The following is a 14484-nucleotide window of genomic DNA, read 5'->3' on the forward strand; positions in this document are numbered from 1 at the left end:
GGCGCTGTTGAGGAGGAGGTGAGTTATGGCGACGCGGAAGTCCCGGTCCGAGCGACGCGCCGACCTGATCGAGGCGGCCCGGCGCGCCATGCTCCGGCACGGCCCCGACGGCGTCCTGCTCAACCAGGTCGCCGAGCAAGCCGGCCTCACCTCGGGCGCGGTGCTCTACCACTATCCGGATCTCTCCGACCTGCTGCTCGAGGCCAACCAGGCCGGGATGGAGCGCTTCTACGAGGCCCGGATGCGCCGGCTCGAGGGTCTCACCGACCCGGCGGAGCAGCTGGTGGTGACGATCCGTTCGGGCCTGCCCACCGATGCCGACGACGCCGACGTGCGCCTGCTCTGCGAGCTGGGCGGTTCGGCCGGCCGCAACCGCGTCTACGCCGCGTTGTTGACGTCGCTCTACGACCGGCAGGTGTCGATGTACCGCACGATCCTCGACACGGGCTCGGCGCTGCGCACCTTCGCCCTCACCAGCGATTCGCTCACGGTCGCCCGCAACTTGGTGGCGCTTGAGGACGCGTACGGCTACCGCATAGTCGCCCGTCATCCCACCTTGACGCCCGCCACGGCCGCGGAGCTGATCCTCGCCTACGCCCGCCAGGCCACCTCGAACCCCCTGCAGGTGCCCGCGTGAAGGTCTCTCCAGGAGAGTCCGCCGCTCTCGTCGATGCGGTCGTGGCCGGTCGTTCCCCCGACGGCCTCGACCTGCGTATCTTCGTTCCCCTCGCGCCCGGCCGCCGCGAGGAGCGCCCGATCACCGTCGACCAGACGAACGTCTCGGTGGTCGTCGGCGAACGCGCCGTCGTCAAGTGGATGCGCTCCCCCGGCGACGCCCGAGCTCCGCGCCTGCTGGCCCACCTGGCCGCCACCAGCTTCACCCGTATGCCCACCCCGCACGCCGCCGCCTTCCGCGACGGCGCCTTGATCGCCCTGGTCACCGCTTTCCTCCCCGACGCGGAGGACGGCTGGGACTGGTGCACCAACGACCTGCTGTCCTGGCTGGACGGCGGCCCACCCGCCGACTTCGCCCCCGCCATCGGCACCTTGGCCGCCGACCTCCACGCCGCCCTGGCCACCCCCTCGCGCGTGTGCCCGAACCCGCTGCATCCCGCACCCCCGCCCGCAACCACCTCGCCCGGCGCACCCCGTCCCGCCCCGTCGCCGGCTGCCGCGCCGGTCACGCTCGCCGAAGCCCTCGCCGCCGACAGCGACCCCTGGCTCCGCGAGGCTGCCCCACGCATCGCATCCGACATTTCGCTTTTATCGAGTTATTTGTCGTCATCCCCGGCGCTGCATCTGCACGGCGACCTCCACGTCGGCCAGATCCTGCGCTGGCGCGACGGCCTCGCCGTGACCGATTTCGACGGCAACCCCACGCTCGACCCCCGCCCCGAGCCGGCCGCCCGCGACCTGGCCCAGCTCCGCACCAGCGTCCTGCACGTGGCCGAAATCGCGAACCGCCGCACCGACGGCGCCCACCGCGAAATCCTGCGGGCGTGGGGCCGGCAGGCCGCCGACGATCTCCTGACCGCCTACCGTTCCACCCTGGCCACCCACGGCCAGAGCCACCTGCTCGACGAGAAGCTCCTGCGCCCCTTCGAGGTCGAGCAGGAGTGCCGCGAGCTGATCTACGCCGCCCGCTTCCTCCCCCGCTGGCGCTACGCGCCGATGGGTGTCCTCCGATCCTGGTACGGGTGATCACCTTGGATCCGGCCCTGTTCCTCGCCGACCTCGAGGAGAAGCCCGCCGCCCTGCGCGCCCTGCCCGCCGGCAATCCCTGGTCGTTCGCCGGCCCGGTCCGGCGGGTGATCTTCCTGGGCATGGGCAGCTCCCGCTACGCCGCCCAGGTGGCCGCCCGTCGCCTGCGCGCCGCCGGCCTCGACGCGTCCGCCGAGTACGCCTCCGCCGAGGGCTTCTTCCCGTACGGCGACGACACCCTGGTCGTCGCCATCTCGGCCACCGGCGCCAGCCGCGAGACCCTGGACGCCGCGGCCGACGCGCCGAGCTTCGTCGCGCTCACCAACGACCCCCTTTCCCCGCTGGCCAAGCAGGCCGCCCGGGTCGTCGAGCTGCACGCCGGCGTGGAACGTGGCGGCGTCGCCTGCCGCTCCTTCCAGCACACCCAGATCCTGCTCGACGCGCTGGTCTCCCACCTGACCGGCCGGGACCCCCTCCCGATCCGCCTTGTCGCCGAGGCCACCGAGGACCTCCTCGACCGGCGCCCGCAGTGGCTTCCCCGGTGCGGTGAGCTGCTCAAAGGCGACGGCGTCTTCCCCATCGCCCCGGTCGAGCGCCTCTCCTCGGCCCTCCAGTCGGCGCTGATGTTCCGCGAGGGCCCCCGCGTTCCCGCCGACGGCTGCGAGACCGGCGACTGGTCGCACGTCGACGTCTACCTCACCAAGACCCTCGACTACCGCGCCCTGTTCTTCCCCGGTTCCCGCTACGACGACCAGGCCCTCGAATGGCTTCACCAGCGCGGATCCACCGTGGTCGCGGTGGGCGGCGAGGTGGGTGGCGCGGCCCAGGCGGTCCGCTTCCGCCACGATGACGATTTACGCGTACGCCTGGCGGCCGAGACCCTGGTCGCCGAATTGGTCGCCGCCGATTGGTGGATTCACGGCGCCGGGTGACCGTGCGCCCGCAACACCGCCAGATGGGCGCGATCCCGGTCGCGCCCCATCATCAGTTTCGTGGTCGCCACCACGTCCAGCGTCACGAACCGCAGCCCGTCGATAATGTCGGCCCGCTCGATGAGCTCGTCGACCGTTCCGATTTCCGGAAACCAATCGTCGAAGACGTCCAGATCCCCGCCGAACAACGGCACCCGCCGGGCCGCCGAATAGGGCGCCGCCTCGATCGGCCCGAGCTCCGCCGCGATCTTCCAGGCCTCCCCGCGAGCGACAATGTCCAGGCCGGTCGGGTCGTCGATCCACCCGCGCGCATACAGCGGCCCACTACCGCAGATCACGAAGTCCGCAGGCGGCATACGCAGCGACAACAGCTCCCGGAAGTACCGATGACCGAGGAAGTGCATGGCGCCCGCCTAGTCTGGGAGGACCCTCAGAATACGGTTGTGCGCCGCCCCGGTTTGTCCTCGCTGACTCTTTTGACCGTCGCGCTGGTTGCCGGCTGTGGCGGTGGTCGGGCGCCACGAAGGCGACCACAGTAGAGAATGCATTCGCCGCGATCGAGAAGACGACGGTCGCCGCCGGCGCGGTCACCCACCAGGCCGCGAGCCGTCAGCTGTCGGCGTTTTCGAGAAAGGCCCGCATACGGCGTCGCGCGTGCTCGCTCTCCAGCAGCGTCACCGCCTGTTCGGCGCGTTTCAGCAGCTCGGCCGCCCGCCCACCGGTCGGGTCGGCGAAACGCTCGTCGTCGGCCCAGGTCTTGAAGGTCCGGATCTGATGCAGGCGGGCGGTGTCGTCCGCGGACCCGATCGCCTCGAGGGCCAGCCCCATCTGGTCCCGGCCCTTTTCCCGCCGCCCGGCCGAGAACAGGAAGAGCGCGTAGCCGCGACGGGCGAACAGCGCCTGGGTGGGCCCCTCGTCCTCGGACGCGTCGATGGCGGCGCGCCACAGCTGGTCGGCCTCGGCGGGCAGGCCGGAGCGGCCGAGCGCGTCGGCGAGGGTCCGGTACTCCGGGCTGGTGACGTCGGTGAAGCGCTTCTGCAGCCCGAAGGCCTGCAGGGCGAGGATCTCGACCTGCGTGTCGAAGGGGCGCGGATTGTCGGTGAGCAGGCGATTGAGGTCGTCGATGAGCGTGAGGAACCGGAGCCGCTCCGCCCGGCGGGTCGCGCTGCTCCGCTCGGCGATGCCGTAGAGGGAGACCGCCAAGGCGACGAGGCTGATCGCCAGCGCCGGAATGCCAGCTGCCTGCATGCATCACAGTCTATGTACACCAGCGCTTTCCATAGTCGTACATCTATGGATGTTTTGGCATTAGCCGGGGATCGCCCGGGGGCCTGAGACTTCGGGGCAACAGCCGCACTCGCGACTCGGAGGCCCCCTTGCGGAACCGTCTGCTCTCGACCGCCCTGGTCGTCGTCCTGCTGGCCACGCTGGCCCAGCTCGGCTTCGGCGCCCCCGCATACGCCACACCGCCCGGCATCCCGACGACCTCGGCCGCCAAGACTCAGCTCGCGGCGCTGACCGTGGCCGCCTGGACGCACACCACCACCTACGACCGCGACCTCTTCCCGACCTGGGACACGATCTCCGGCACCTGCAACACCCGGGAGACCGTGCTCAAGCGGGACGGCACGAGCGTCGTGGTCAACTCGGCCTGCACCGCCACCTCGGGCCGGTGGTACAGCCCGTACGACGGCGCGACCTGGACCGCGGCGTCCGACGTCGACATCGACCACATGGTGCCGCTGAAGAACGCCTGGATCTCGGGCGCCTGGGCGTGGACCACGAGCAAGCGCGAGTCGTTCGCCAACGATCTCAGCAACCCGCAGCTGTGGGCGGTTACCGACAACGTCAACCAGTCCAAGAGCGACCAGTCGCCGGACTCCTGGAAGCCGCCGCTGAGCGGCTACTACTGCAACTACGCCAAGGCCTGGGTACGGGTCAAGTACGTCTGGGCGCTCACCGTCACGAGCGCCGAGAAGTCGGCCCTGACGAGCATGCTCGGCACCTGTTAGGACTAGGCGATCATCGGGTCGCTCCGGCCGGCCAGGCCGGGGCGGCTCGGTTTTGGTAACAATGAGATCGCCTGCTGCACACCGAGATCGGAGTGCCCGATGAGCCAGCGGGCGTAGCGTGGTCGTTGCGTCACGATCTCCAGGTACGCCTCCACCGCGTACCCGTAAAGCTCGCTCGCCCGCGCCGCCGCCGGACCGTCCGGATCCCAGCCGAGCAGATGGCGCCAGCGCAGCGGCGCCCCGCGCAGCGGGACCGCGACCGCGCCCGGCACCGATCGCACCAGACCCTGGCACAGCGCGATCGCACCGCCCGCGACGACGAGGTCGAAGGCGCTGCTGGCATCGATGGAGGTGGGCGTGCGCGGCGAGAAGCCCTCGCGGGCGCAGGCGGCCGCGAAGCACTCGAGGAAACATCCGTCACCGGGCGCGGTGATCCATTGCTCGCCGGCGAGCTCGCCCAGGCCGACCTCGTCGCGGCCGGCCAAGGGATGTCGCTCGTTGAGCAGCACCCAGACGGCGTCGACCGAGACCACCTGCCAGATGAGTCCGGTGGGCAGCCCGGCCGGCGGGGTCGAGCACGCGCCGACCAGGGCGTAGTCGAGCCGCCCGTCGACCGTCATCTGGGCGACCTCGTTCTCCGACCAGGTGGAGTGGATCGAGACGGGCCCGCCGGGATGCGCGTCGGTGAGCCGGCGCACGAGCCCGGCCACGATCGGGCCGTTGGTGGCGCCGACGCGGTACCGGGCCGTCCCGCCCGCCGTGATCAGCTCGCTGGCCTCGTCGTGCAGCCCGGTCACGGCCGGGATCAGCACCCGGGCGCGGGCCAGCACGAGATCGCCGAGCGGGGTCGGCAGGACGCCGCGACGGTCACGGGTGAACAGCGCGCCACCGAGCATCCGCTCGATGCGCTGCAGTTGGGTGGTCAGGGCAGGCTGGGCCAGGCCGAGCGACGCGGCGGCTTTGGTGACGCTGCCGGCCTCGGCGATGGCGAGCACCATTCGTAAGTGGCGCAGCTCCAGCTCCACAGCATGGAACCTACGAGTCGCCACGCCACTCGCGAAAGTATTTTCACATTAATTTCGGCCATCTGAGGCCATCGATTTCAAGGCACCTATTGTGGCTGGGCTGCAACGCCCCGTGAGGGGCGTTGCAGCATCCGGTAGGCCTACCGCCGAGAAGTTGACTTTGCGTAAGCACTTCCCATCGGTGCGTGCCTATCGGTAGGCTCTCGGGTCAAGAAACGATGTCGAACTCGCCATCCTTGGCCGAGTCCACGAAGGCGGTCCACTCCGCCTGCGTGAACAACAGAGCCGGTCCAGTCCGGTCCTTGCTGTCACGGACGGCGACAGCTTCGTCGAGGAAGGCGACCTCGACGCAGTTGTTGCCGCCACTGCCGTTGCTGCGGCTGCCCTTCTTCCAGACAGCACCGTTGAGATGGTGCGTGAGCAATCTCAAGCACCCCCCTTCAGTATGGGTTTGTCTCGGAGCCCTAAGCGACCAGCAGGCTCTCGATCATCTTGATTGTCTGGCGATGGTCGAGCGCCTTCGCGCTCAATCGCTCGAACTCTTTCCGGTAACGGGCAACCTCGGATGGTTGCTCTTCGTAAGAGTCTCCCGCAAGACCTTCAAGATAGACAACACCCAGATTGGTGGTTTCGGGCCTCGAAATCCCATGGTTCATCTGCGCGTCTACGCCCCGGAACTCCAATAGCGCCACCGGTCCACCGAGGAAACCGTGCTCCCCGGATCCGAAGGGGAGGATCTGCAGGCTCACATTCGGTAATTGAGCCATTTCTATTAGATGTCTGAGCTGTTCCGACATCGCTTCCGGGCCGCCCACGACGCGCCGTACGACCGATTCGTCCATCAGCGCGGCGAACTCCAGCGGGCGGCTCCCGGTCAGCCTGTCCTGGCGGGTCAGCCGCAGCCGCACCCGGCGGTCGATCTCGTGCTGCGGGTCGGACTGGCGCCCGGTGCGCAGCAGGGCCCGGATGTACGCCTCGGTCTGGAGCAGGCCGGGAACGATCACCGGCTCCCAGGTCAGCATGGCGGCGGCACCCGCCTCGAGCCCGACGAAGTTGCCCGGACGGATCACGTCGCGGTAGTCGCTCCACCACGTGCGCTCGCGCGACATGCGCGCGAGCTCGATCAACGCCTCGCGGTACGCCTCGTCGCGCACGTGATAGAGATCCAGCAGATCGCGCACGTCCCGGGCGGTCACCGCGACGCGGGCCGTCTCGATCCTCGTGACCTTGGCAGCGTGCCACTCGAAATGGCGCGAGACATTTTCCTGCGTCATTCCCGCGGACTCGCGACAGCGTTTCAGCTCCGCGCCCAGCCGGCGTCGCCGCAGCGTCGGGCCTTCGTCAACGGACACCTGGACTCCCCTTGGTCCTCAGGTTTCCTCAGGTAAACGATCCTACGACCGCCGAGCGCATGATCCAACATGGACCGAAGCTCAGAACAAGAAGTCTAGTACTTCTTGCATTGACCTTGAGGTCGGGTACATGATGCGGCGACATTGAGAGTTATCACGTCATGTACGCACAGTGATCTTCCGCAAGGGGCGTGGCAGCGTGTTGGCTGACCAGTACTTTCTGATCGCACACCAGGACCGCACCGGCCGTTCACGACTCCATCCAAGGGCGACAGGACTGGGCCTGGCCGCCGCGTTGCTGGGGGAGTTGATCCTGGAGGGACGGATCGGCATCGCCGACGGTGACATCGTCATCCTCGACCGGCATCCACCGGCCGACTCGTTGACGCACGACATCCTCGACCTCCTGATCGCCCAGCAACGACACCGCGAAGTCCGCACCTGGCTCGCCTTCCTCTCCCAGGACGCCGAGGTCCGGGTCGGCGAACGGCTGGTACGCCTCGGCGCGGTAGACCTGATCACCCGGCGACGGATGCTGTCGACCGAAGTGGTCTACATGCCGAACAGTCCGGAACAACGCAATGCAGCCGCCTGGGCACCCGCCCGGTTGGCCAATCTACTCGTCCGGGGCATCGAGCTCAGCCTCACCGACCGGGTCCTCGTCGGCCTCGTGGCCGCCACCGGTCTGACCAGGCACGTGCTCTACGACTTCGAGATGCACCGGCAAGCGTTCCAGTCCCTGCCGAGCGCCGTCGGCGCACTGCCCGGCGATCTACGGGACCTTATCGAATTCACCGAAGCCTCCGTGGGCTCGGTGCTGACCGTCGGTCGGCGGTGAGTGCCATCGGGCGTCACCACCTCGGCCGTAACAACTTCGACCAATGGGCCGGGAGGATGTTGATGACGCAGAAGGACCCCGTCGAGCCGGACATCGTGGCACGGGCGCTGGCCAAGAACAGGCTCGGCGTCCCGTCCGTGGTGTTCTTCGGTGTGGCAGGCGCCGCGCCGCTGACAGTGATCATCGGGGCGATCTCGGCCACGTACGCGATCATCGGGAGCACCGCGGTCCCGATCGCGTACGTGGCGGTAGCCGGGATCCTTTCCCTGTTCACCGTCGGTTTCGTGGCCATGAGCCGGCACATCGTCAACTCGGGGGCTTTCTACTCCTACATCAGTCACGGGCTCGGCAGAGTCGTCGGCGTGGGCGCGGCGTTCGTCGCCCTCCCCGCGTACTCGGCGATGCAGATCGGGCTGTTCGGACTGTTCGGCTCGGCGGCGTCCGGCATTCTCGCCGCGTTCGGCGTGATCACCCCGTGGTGGGTGTGCGCCATCGCCGCCTGGCTCATCGTCACGGTGCTCGGCGTGCTCTGGGTCGACCTCAGCGGCAAGGTTCTCGCCGTGCTGCTGGTCGCCGAGATCAGCATCGTGCTCATCTACGACCTCACCATGATCAGCCACCCCGCCGGTGGCGAAGTCACCTTTACCTCCTTCAGCCCGGCGCCGCTTCTCACCCCGGTCGTCGGCTCGCTGCTCGTGATCGCGATCGCCGGCTTCGTCGGCTTCGAGGCCACCGTCGTCCTCTCCGAGGAGGCGAAAGACCCGAAGCGCACGATCGCCCGCGCCACCCACTGGGCCGTTCTGCTCGCCGCGCTGCTCTGCAGCCTCTCCGCCTGGGCCATGGCCGTGAACACGGGCCCGGAGAACATCGCCGCGACCGCGGCCGAGCACCAGACCGACCTGGTCTTCTTCCTGGTCGGCGCGCACCTGCCGTCGGCCCTGGTCAACCTCGGCTACCTGCTGTTCCTGACCAGCGTGTTCGCCGCGCTGCTCGCGTTCCAGGCCGCCGTCTCCCGCTATCAGTTCGCGCTCGGCCGCGAGGGCGTGCTGCCGTCGCTGTTCGGACGCACCCACCCGCGTACCGGCGCGCCGCTGGCCGGCTCGATCACCCAGAGCATCATCGCGATCGTCGTGCTGAGCATGTACGCGGTGGCCGGCGCCGACCCGCTGGTCTACCTGTTCGCCTGGATGAGCACGATCGGCGGCCTCGGCGTGCTGATCCTCATGTGGGCCACGTCGGCCGCGGTCATCGGCTTCTTCGCCCGTGGCCGCCGCCGGGAGAACGTGTGGCGGGCCTACCTGGCGCCGTTCCTCTCCTTCCTCCTTCTCTCCGTGGTTCTCACCGCCACGGTGATCGGCTTCGGCGAGCTGCTCCAGGTCGACGGCGACTCGATCTTCCAGTGGCTGATCCCGGTGCTCTATCTCGGCACGGCCTTCGTCGGCTTCTGCTGGGCGTGGATCATGCGGGCCGCGCGACCCGAGGTCTACGCGCAGATCGGCCGCGGCACCGAGCACAAGACGAGCATCCTGGCCGACGCCGGATTCCCCCGGCCGCTGCACGCCGCAGATCCGGTCGGCGCGGCCCGAAGCGGCTATCCCTACTAGAGGGCCCCGATGTACAAGGTCAAGGATCTGGTCATCCGGGATCTCGCGCCGGTCTCCGCCGGCGCGATCACCGAGGTCGTCGATCTGGCCATGCGGGACGGGCTGGTAGCCACCTGGCTCCAGCCCGACACCGTCGCCCGGCATCGCGGCAGCACCGACTACTTCGCGATCTTCGTCGAGCACATCCTCCGCTGCGGTGACGTCTACACCACGGCGGAGGGCGGCACCGGCCGCCTGACCGGTGCCGCCCTCTGGTTACCAATGACGACCGAGCTGCCGGCGCTCCTCGACTACGAGCACCGGATCAAAGAGATCGCCGGCGACGCGTACGACCGCGTGTGCGAGCTGGACGCGGCGCTCGACGCTGAGCATCCGGCCGGCGACCACCACTACCTCGCCTACCTGGCCGTACGTCCCGATCAGCAGGGACGTGGCCTGGGAAGCACCCTCCTGCGCCGGCATCACCGCCGCCTCGACGCGGCGGGCCTCCCGGCGTACCTGGAGGCGAACGACCCTCGCAACCGTGACCTCTACCTTCGTCACGGATACCAGGTCCGGTCCGTGATCGAGCTACCCGACGGGCCACCACTGTGGTGTATGTGGAGGCCGCCTATGGAGTGAGGCTTTCTAGGCTGCGGAGGGGAACTCGTACAACCAGTACGACTGCTGGTCGATCCGGTTGAAGCGCATGCTGTCCGAGTTCCGGCTGATCATGAGCCGGAAGACCCGGGCCATGTGACGGACATCGTCGTTGTAGGAGCAGATGTCCAGGCCGACCAGACCGTTCTGGATCGATGCGACGAGGTACATCTGCTCGACCATCTGGGCGAACGCCTCGCGACCCTGGAACTCGGGACTCACGGCAATGAACCCGATGTACCAGATTTTCTTGGCCGCGTAGTGCTCGGGCCAGTGGCGCTGGAAGTACTGCGGCGAGATCAACGGAACGGCTTCGAGGTCGTTGGTGTACGTCGTGATCCCGCACAGGGTGCCTTCGTCGGTGAGGGCGAGGTACTTGTCGACGCGGGTGTCACTCATGACCTCGTCGAACTCGGCCTTGTACATCATGTGCCGCTGGACCGCGAGGGTGTTCAGCTCCTCGAAGCAATCCTGGTAGAGCTGCCATGCAGCGCTGTGCAGATCTTCATCGATGATCTGGTCGACAACTTTGATAAGCATGCTCTGCTCCCCCACGGGACGGCAATCCCGCTTGCTCGCACTCACACTGATCAATGATCCGGTGACCACAGAGTACGAACAGTGACGGCTCAAACACAATGCGTGTTCGCCAAAAAGAGTGTGCCAATATCGGCGAGACGGCTTCCTTGCCCGTTATCTGTGCAAGTTGCTCGCCGCGGGCGCATTCCCCGCCTTCAAGATCACACCGCCGCCGGCCGCCAATGGTGGTCGGCGGCGTCGCGTGTCGCGCCACCCCGAGGAATCTACCGGGGACGGCCCGGTCCTGCTAGCGGTGGGTGCGGACCCCTGTCCGAATCGGACTCCACGGTGGACCGGATCTTGAAAGTGCCCCGTTTATCGGGTCATTAAAGCCGCCCCTTTTCGGTCCCCCTTCGTGAACTGGACTCCGAGTTCAGTCCCAGAAGGACTACGCATCTGCGTACTTCAACCGGCCGTGGTTATCGCCATACGCTTTGGCCGGCTCGCACCACCGAATGGAGTACGCATGAAAACAGGCCCTCGCTTACTACTCGTCGCCGTGCTGGCAGCCTGCGGCTTCCTGGTCGCGCCGGTCGGCTCGGCCAGTGCCATCTCGCTGCCCGGCATGGTCCTCACCTCGGCCACGGCAACCCTGCCGTCCGAGCTCACCGGGCTCGCCACCGGCAAGCGCATCCAGTACGTCTCCACCGACGTCAACGGCGCGCTGATCACCGCCACCGCCCTGATCATGACACCCAAGACCGGCAAGCAGAACCGGGTCGCGGGCTGGGCGCACGGCACGACCGGCCTCGCCGACAAGTGCGCGCCCTCGAGCAGCCAGGCGGTCTTCTGGCCCGAGGCCCGCGACGCGATCGCGGCCCTGCTCTACAAGGGCTTCACCGTCGCCGCTCCCGACTACCCCGGGCTCGGCACCGCCCAGTCCCACCCCTACCTGGTGGGCGTCAGTGAGGCACGCGCGACCATCGACGCCGTCAAGGCCGCCCGCAACCTCGACGCGGCCCTCTCCACCCAGTACGTCCTGGACGGCCACTCCCAGGGCGGCGCCGCGGCGCTGTTCGCCAACCAGATCGCCGGCGGTTACGACGGCAACCTGGTCCTCAAGGGCACCTCGAGCATCGCGCCGGTATCGGCCATCCCGCTGCTGGCCCAGATGATCCCCGGGACGCCCATCCAGGGTTACCTGGTCATGGGTCTCTACGGCCTCAACGCCGTGGACCCCACCTTCAACCCCAACTCGGTGCTGGCCGCTCAGGCCAAGACCAAGCAGGCCGTCCTGACCAGCGGCTGCCTCAACGAGATCCTCGCCTCCTACCAGTCCCTGACCGCGAGCCAACTGCTGGTCGGCGGCGCGCTTCCCGCCGCGGTGGTCACCAAGCTGACCTCGTACGACGAGCCCGGCCAGACCACCACGACCGCGCCTGTCCTGCTGGTGCAGGGCGACGCCGACACCACGATTCCGGTCGAGCTGACCCGCGACATCCTGTTCCCGCAGCTCGACGCCTACACCCCGCCGGTCACCTACACGGAGGTGCCGGGCGGAACTCACGATTCAGCGGTAACCCTCTCGGCCGGCGCGGTGGCAACCTGGTTGGCCGCCCGCTTCGCCTGAGGTTCCAAGTGGCGCCGCCCCGCCACTCCTCGTGCCGTCCGTCCTCCGGCACGACCCATCGGGCACCTCTCACCCAGCACCACCCGCTCCACGCTGCCCGCGATCGGGCGACGTCCGGACTTCCCCCACCGGGCGTCGCTCATCCCCGAAGCCGGTGACTTCCCGCCCACGCGCCGACACCAACCGCAGCCTGATGACTTCGCGCGAGCCTCGCACGCCAACTCATCAAGATCGCGAGGCCGCCCGGCGGCACCAACCGCAGCCTGATGATTTCCGGCGAGCTGCGCGCCCCAACTCACCAAGATCGCGAGCCCGGCCGGTGGCACCAACCGCAGCCTGATGATTTCCGGCGAGCTGCGCGCCCCAACTCATCAAGATCGCGACGCCGCCCGGCGGCACCAACCGCAGCCTGATGATTTCCGGCGAGCTGCGAGCCTGTTGCTTTTTCGCTGGCTGGCTGTCGGTGCGGGACGTCCGGGCCCGGGGCTGGGCCTGGGTGGTGGCTGGAGGCCCCCGGGGGTTTGGGGTTATTCGGTGGTGAGGGTGTGGATGCGTAGGAGGTTGGTGACGGCGGCGGCGAAGCGGAGTTCGCTGTTGGTGGCGGTGAGGCCGCGGCGCAGGAATTGGCGGAGTCCGCGGCGGTCTTTGAGCCAGCTGTTGGGTGCTTCGACGAGTGGGGATCGGCGTTTGTAGAGGTTGCGGCCTGCGGTGGTGCGTAGCCGGTGGTTCATGGCTTGCCGGATGGTGGCGTGTTCGGGTGGCTGGCCGGTGGCCGGGTTGGTGGTGGCGTGGTCGCCGAGTTGGCGGCTGGTGGTGCCGGCGATGAGCCGGTCGGGGCCGTGGCAGGTGAGGTTGTTGATGCTGTCGTAGCCGGCGTCGCCGATCATGACGCCGATGGTCAGGTCGGTGCGGCCGGTGTGTGCGGTCAGGTGCGCGGCGAGGTCGGTGATGGCGGTGCGGGTGGGTTCGAATTGCTGGACGTCGTTGGCGTCCTGGGTGGCTTGGGCGTGCAGGAAGAACTGGTCTTCGCTGACGGCGGTTTGGCAGTTGTAGCCCTGCAGCCAGCCGTTACGGGTTTTCAGTAGCCGGGAGTCGGGGTCGGTCAGGTTCACCCGTGGCCCTGGCGTGTCGGTTGTGGTGGGGTCCTCAGCGGCGCCGGTCCCGGCGTCGACGGCTGCTGCGTCGTAGGCGGCTTTCGCGGTTTTGACCCGGCAGTGCTGGTCGGCGGGCAGTGGCGGGCGTCCGTGGGGCTGGTTCCCGGCGGCGCGGGTCCGTGCGGCCCGTTCGTGCCAGGCGTCGGCGCGGCGCTGGATCCGGGCGCGTTCACGCTGCCAGCGGGCCCGGGCCGCGGCGACCGGGTCCGCGGTCTTCGGCGGCGGCCCGAACACGCTCAGGTCCGGGTCGGCGAGGTTGCGTTCGTAGTCGGCGCCGGCCTGCTCGGCGGCGTCCCGGCGGGCCCGCTCGGCCGCGCCCGCTTTCTCGGCCTCGGCCAGGGCCTGCCGGATCCGGGCAGCCCGCCCGGACCGGTCCCGCAGCCTCGGCGGCAGCTCATCACCCCGCTCGTCCCCGCCGAACTCGGTGTCCTCGGCCGCGTCGGTCGCCGCGGTGTCGGCCAGATACTGCTCGGCCAGGCGCCGCAAGCCCTGCTCGCTGCGGTTGGCGTCACGGGCCGCGTTCCCGGCGATCTTCGTGCCGTCGAACGCGACCACCCCGAGCCGGACCATGCCCAGGCGGGCGGCCAGTAGCAGCGTCGCGGTCAGCAGGTCAGCCAGCGCCGTCTCGTGGTCTTGCCGGAACCGGGCGAGGACCGTGTGGTCCGGCACATCGGACGCGCAGATGACCCGGAACGCGACATCGGTGTGACACAACCGCTCGATCTGCCGCGACGAACGCACCCCGTGCGCCATCGCATACACCAGCAGAGTGAGCAGCATCTCCGGGTCATAGCCACGCCGGCCGACCCCGCCGAGCCGGGCCCGGGCGTGGAACGCGGCCGTGTCCAACTCGCCGACCGCGTCGATGACGAACCACACCAGATGATCCGCGGGCAGCCAATCCATCATCGACGGCGGCAACAGAAACACCTGATCACGATCCACCGGCCGATACCGTTTCGCCACCAGTAAATGGTGACAGGCATGGATCAATCAGGCCAGACCCGCCACCACCCGAAGCCAAAAAGCAACAGGCTCCTGCGCGCGCCAACTCATCAAGATCTGCGCGGACGTGAGC

Annotated in this window: 15 protein-coding genes; 8 read left to right on the top strand and 7 right to left on the bottom strand. The window is 68.6% G+C overall.

The features are described 5' to 3' along the window. The first annotated feature begins 25 nt into the window (after positions 1–25). The 3 genes from ACQPZX_RS40075 to ACQPZX_RS40085 are packed head-to-tail and all read left to right on the top strand — an operon-like array spanning position 26 to position 2633. Entirely contained in the window at positions 26–637 is a 612-nt protein-coding gene (locus ACQPZX_RS40075; RefSeq protein ID WP_433367681.1) for a TetR/AcrR family transcriptional regulator, read from the top strand. After that, complete coding sequence (locus tag ACQPZX_RS40080) at positions 634–1701, top strand: hypothetical protein (RefSeq protein WP_433367684.1); 1068 nt, start codon at positions 634–636, stop codon at positions 1699–1701. The genes ACQPZX_RS40075 and ACQPZX_RS40080 overlap by 4 nt, the downstream gene beginning before the upstream one ends. Then, complete coding sequence (locus ACQPZX_RS40085) at positions 1698–2633, top strand: SIS domain-containing protein (RefSeq protein WP_433367687.1); 936 nt, start codon at positions 1698–1700, stop codon at positions 2631–2633. The genes ACQPZX_RS40080 and ACQPZX_RS40085 overlap by 4 nt, the downstream gene beginning before the upstream one ends. Here ACQPZX_RS40085 and ACQPZX_RS40090 read toward each other — a convergent pair. Then, the gene (locus tag ACQPZX_RS40090) at positions 2618–3037 is read right to left on the bottom strand and encodes a hypothetical protein (protein ID WP_433367690.1); all 420 of its coding nucleotides are present in this window, start codon (positions 3035–3037) and stop codon (positions 2618–2620) included. The genes ACQPZX_RS40085 and ACQPZX_RS40090 overlap by 16 nt on opposite strands. 205 nt (positions 3038–3242) lie before the next feature. After that, positions 3243–3881 carry a hypothetical protein gene (locus ACQPZX_RS40095; protein ID WP_433367693.1) on the bottom strand — a complete coding sequence of 213 codons (639 nt, stop codon included), beginning with the start codon at positions 3879–3881 and terminating at the stop codon, positions 3243–3245. A 128-nt stretch (positions 3882–4009) separates the two neighbouring features. Here ACQPZX_RS40095 and ACQPZX_RS40100 point away from each other — a divergent pair, with 128 nt between their 5' ends. Further along, complete coding sequence (locus ACQPZX_RS40100) at positions 4010–4645, top strand: HNH endonuclease family protein (protein ID WP_433367696.1); 636 nt, start codon at positions 4010–4012, stop codon at positions 4643–4645. 2 nt (positions 4646–4647) lie between these two features. Here the strand turns inward: ACQPZX_RS40100 and ACQPZX_RS40105 are convergent, their stop codons facing one another. From ACQPZX_RS40105 to ACQPZX_RS40115, 3 genes are all read right to left on the bottom strand, one after another. Further along, positions 4648–5670 carry a LysR family transcriptional regulator gene (locus tag ACQPZX_RS40105; RefSeq protein ID WP_433367699.1) on the bottom strand — a complete coding sequence of 341 codons (1023 nt, stop codon included), beginning with the start codon at positions 5668–5670 and terminating at the stop codon, positions 4648–4650. Between the two features lie 208 nt (positions 5671–5878). After that, positions 5879–6094, bottom strand: coding sequence for a DUF397 domain-containing protein (locus tag ACQPZX_RS40110; RefSeq protein ID WP_433385731.1), 216 nt, complete (start codon positions 6092–6094; stop codon positions 5879–5881). 40 nt (positions 6095–6134) lie between these two features. Then, the gene (locus tag ACQPZX_RS40115) at positions 6135–7022 is read right to left on the bottom strand and encodes a helix-turn-helix domain-containing protein (protein WP_433367702.1); all 888 of its coding nucleotides are present in this window, start codon (positions 7020–7022) and stop codon (positions 6135–6137) included. 199 nt (positions 7023–7221) lie between these two features. Here ACQPZX_RS40115 and ACQPZX_RS40120 point away from each other — a divergent pair, with 199 nt between their 5' ends. The 3 genes from ACQPZX_RS40120 to ACQPZX_RS40130 all read left to right on the top strand — a co-directional run bounded on the left by ACQPZX_RS40120 (position 7222) and on the right by ACQPZX_RS40130 (position 10085). Further along, positions 7222–7860, top strand: coding sequence for a GOLPH3/VPS74 family protein (locus ACQPZX_RS40120; protein WP_433385734.1), 639 nt, complete (start codon positions 7222–7224; stop codon positions 7858–7860). 62 nt (positions 7861–7922) lie between these two features. Then, positions 7923–9464, top strand: a complete 1542-nt coding sequence (locus ACQPZX_RS40125) for an APC family permease (RefSeq protein WP_433367705.1) — start codon at positions 7923–7925, stop codon at positions 9462–9464. A gap of 9 nt (positions 9465–9473) precedes the next feature. Further along, positions 9474–10085, top strand: a complete 612-nt coding sequence (locus tag ACQPZX_RS40130; RefSeq protein ID WP_433367708.1) for a GNAT family N-acetyltransferase — start codon at positions 9474–9476, stop codon at positions 10083–10085. Between the two features lie 6 nt (positions 10086–10091). Here ACQPZX_RS40130 and ACQPZX_RS40135 read toward each other — a convergent pair whose 3' ends face one another. Then, on the bottom strand, positions 10092–10643 hold the full coding sequence (locus ACQPZX_RS40135; RefSeq protein WP_378968311.1) for a hypothetical protein: 552 nt from the start codon (positions 10641–10643) through the stop codon (positions 10092–10094). Positions 10644–11148: 505 nt separating this feature from the next. Here ACQPZX_RS40135 and ACQPZX_RS40140 point away from each other — a divergent pair. Then, the gene (locus ACQPZX_RS40140; RefSeq protein ID WP_433367712.1) at positions 11149–12252 is read left to right on the top strand and encodes an alpha/beta fold hydrolase; all 1104 of its coding nucleotides are present in this window, start codon (positions 11149–11151) and stop codon (positions 12250–12252) included. A 527-nt stretch (positions 12253–12779) separates the two neighbouring features. Here the strand turns inward: ACQPZX_RS40140 and ACQPZX_RS40145 are convergent. Then, positions 12780–14372 carry a transposase gene (locus ACQPZX_RS40145; protein ID WP_433366032.1) on the bottom strand — a complete coding sequence of 531 codons (1593 nt, stop codon included), beginning with the start codon at positions 14370–14372 and terminating at the stop codon, positions 12780–12782. Positions 14373–14484 lie beyond the last annotated feature (112 nt).

This window comes from Actinoplanes sp. CA-142083 (assembly GCF_050942195.1).
Classification (GTDB): domain Bacteria; phylum Actinomycetota; class Actinomycetes; order Mycobacteriales; family Micromonosporaceae; genus Actinoplanes.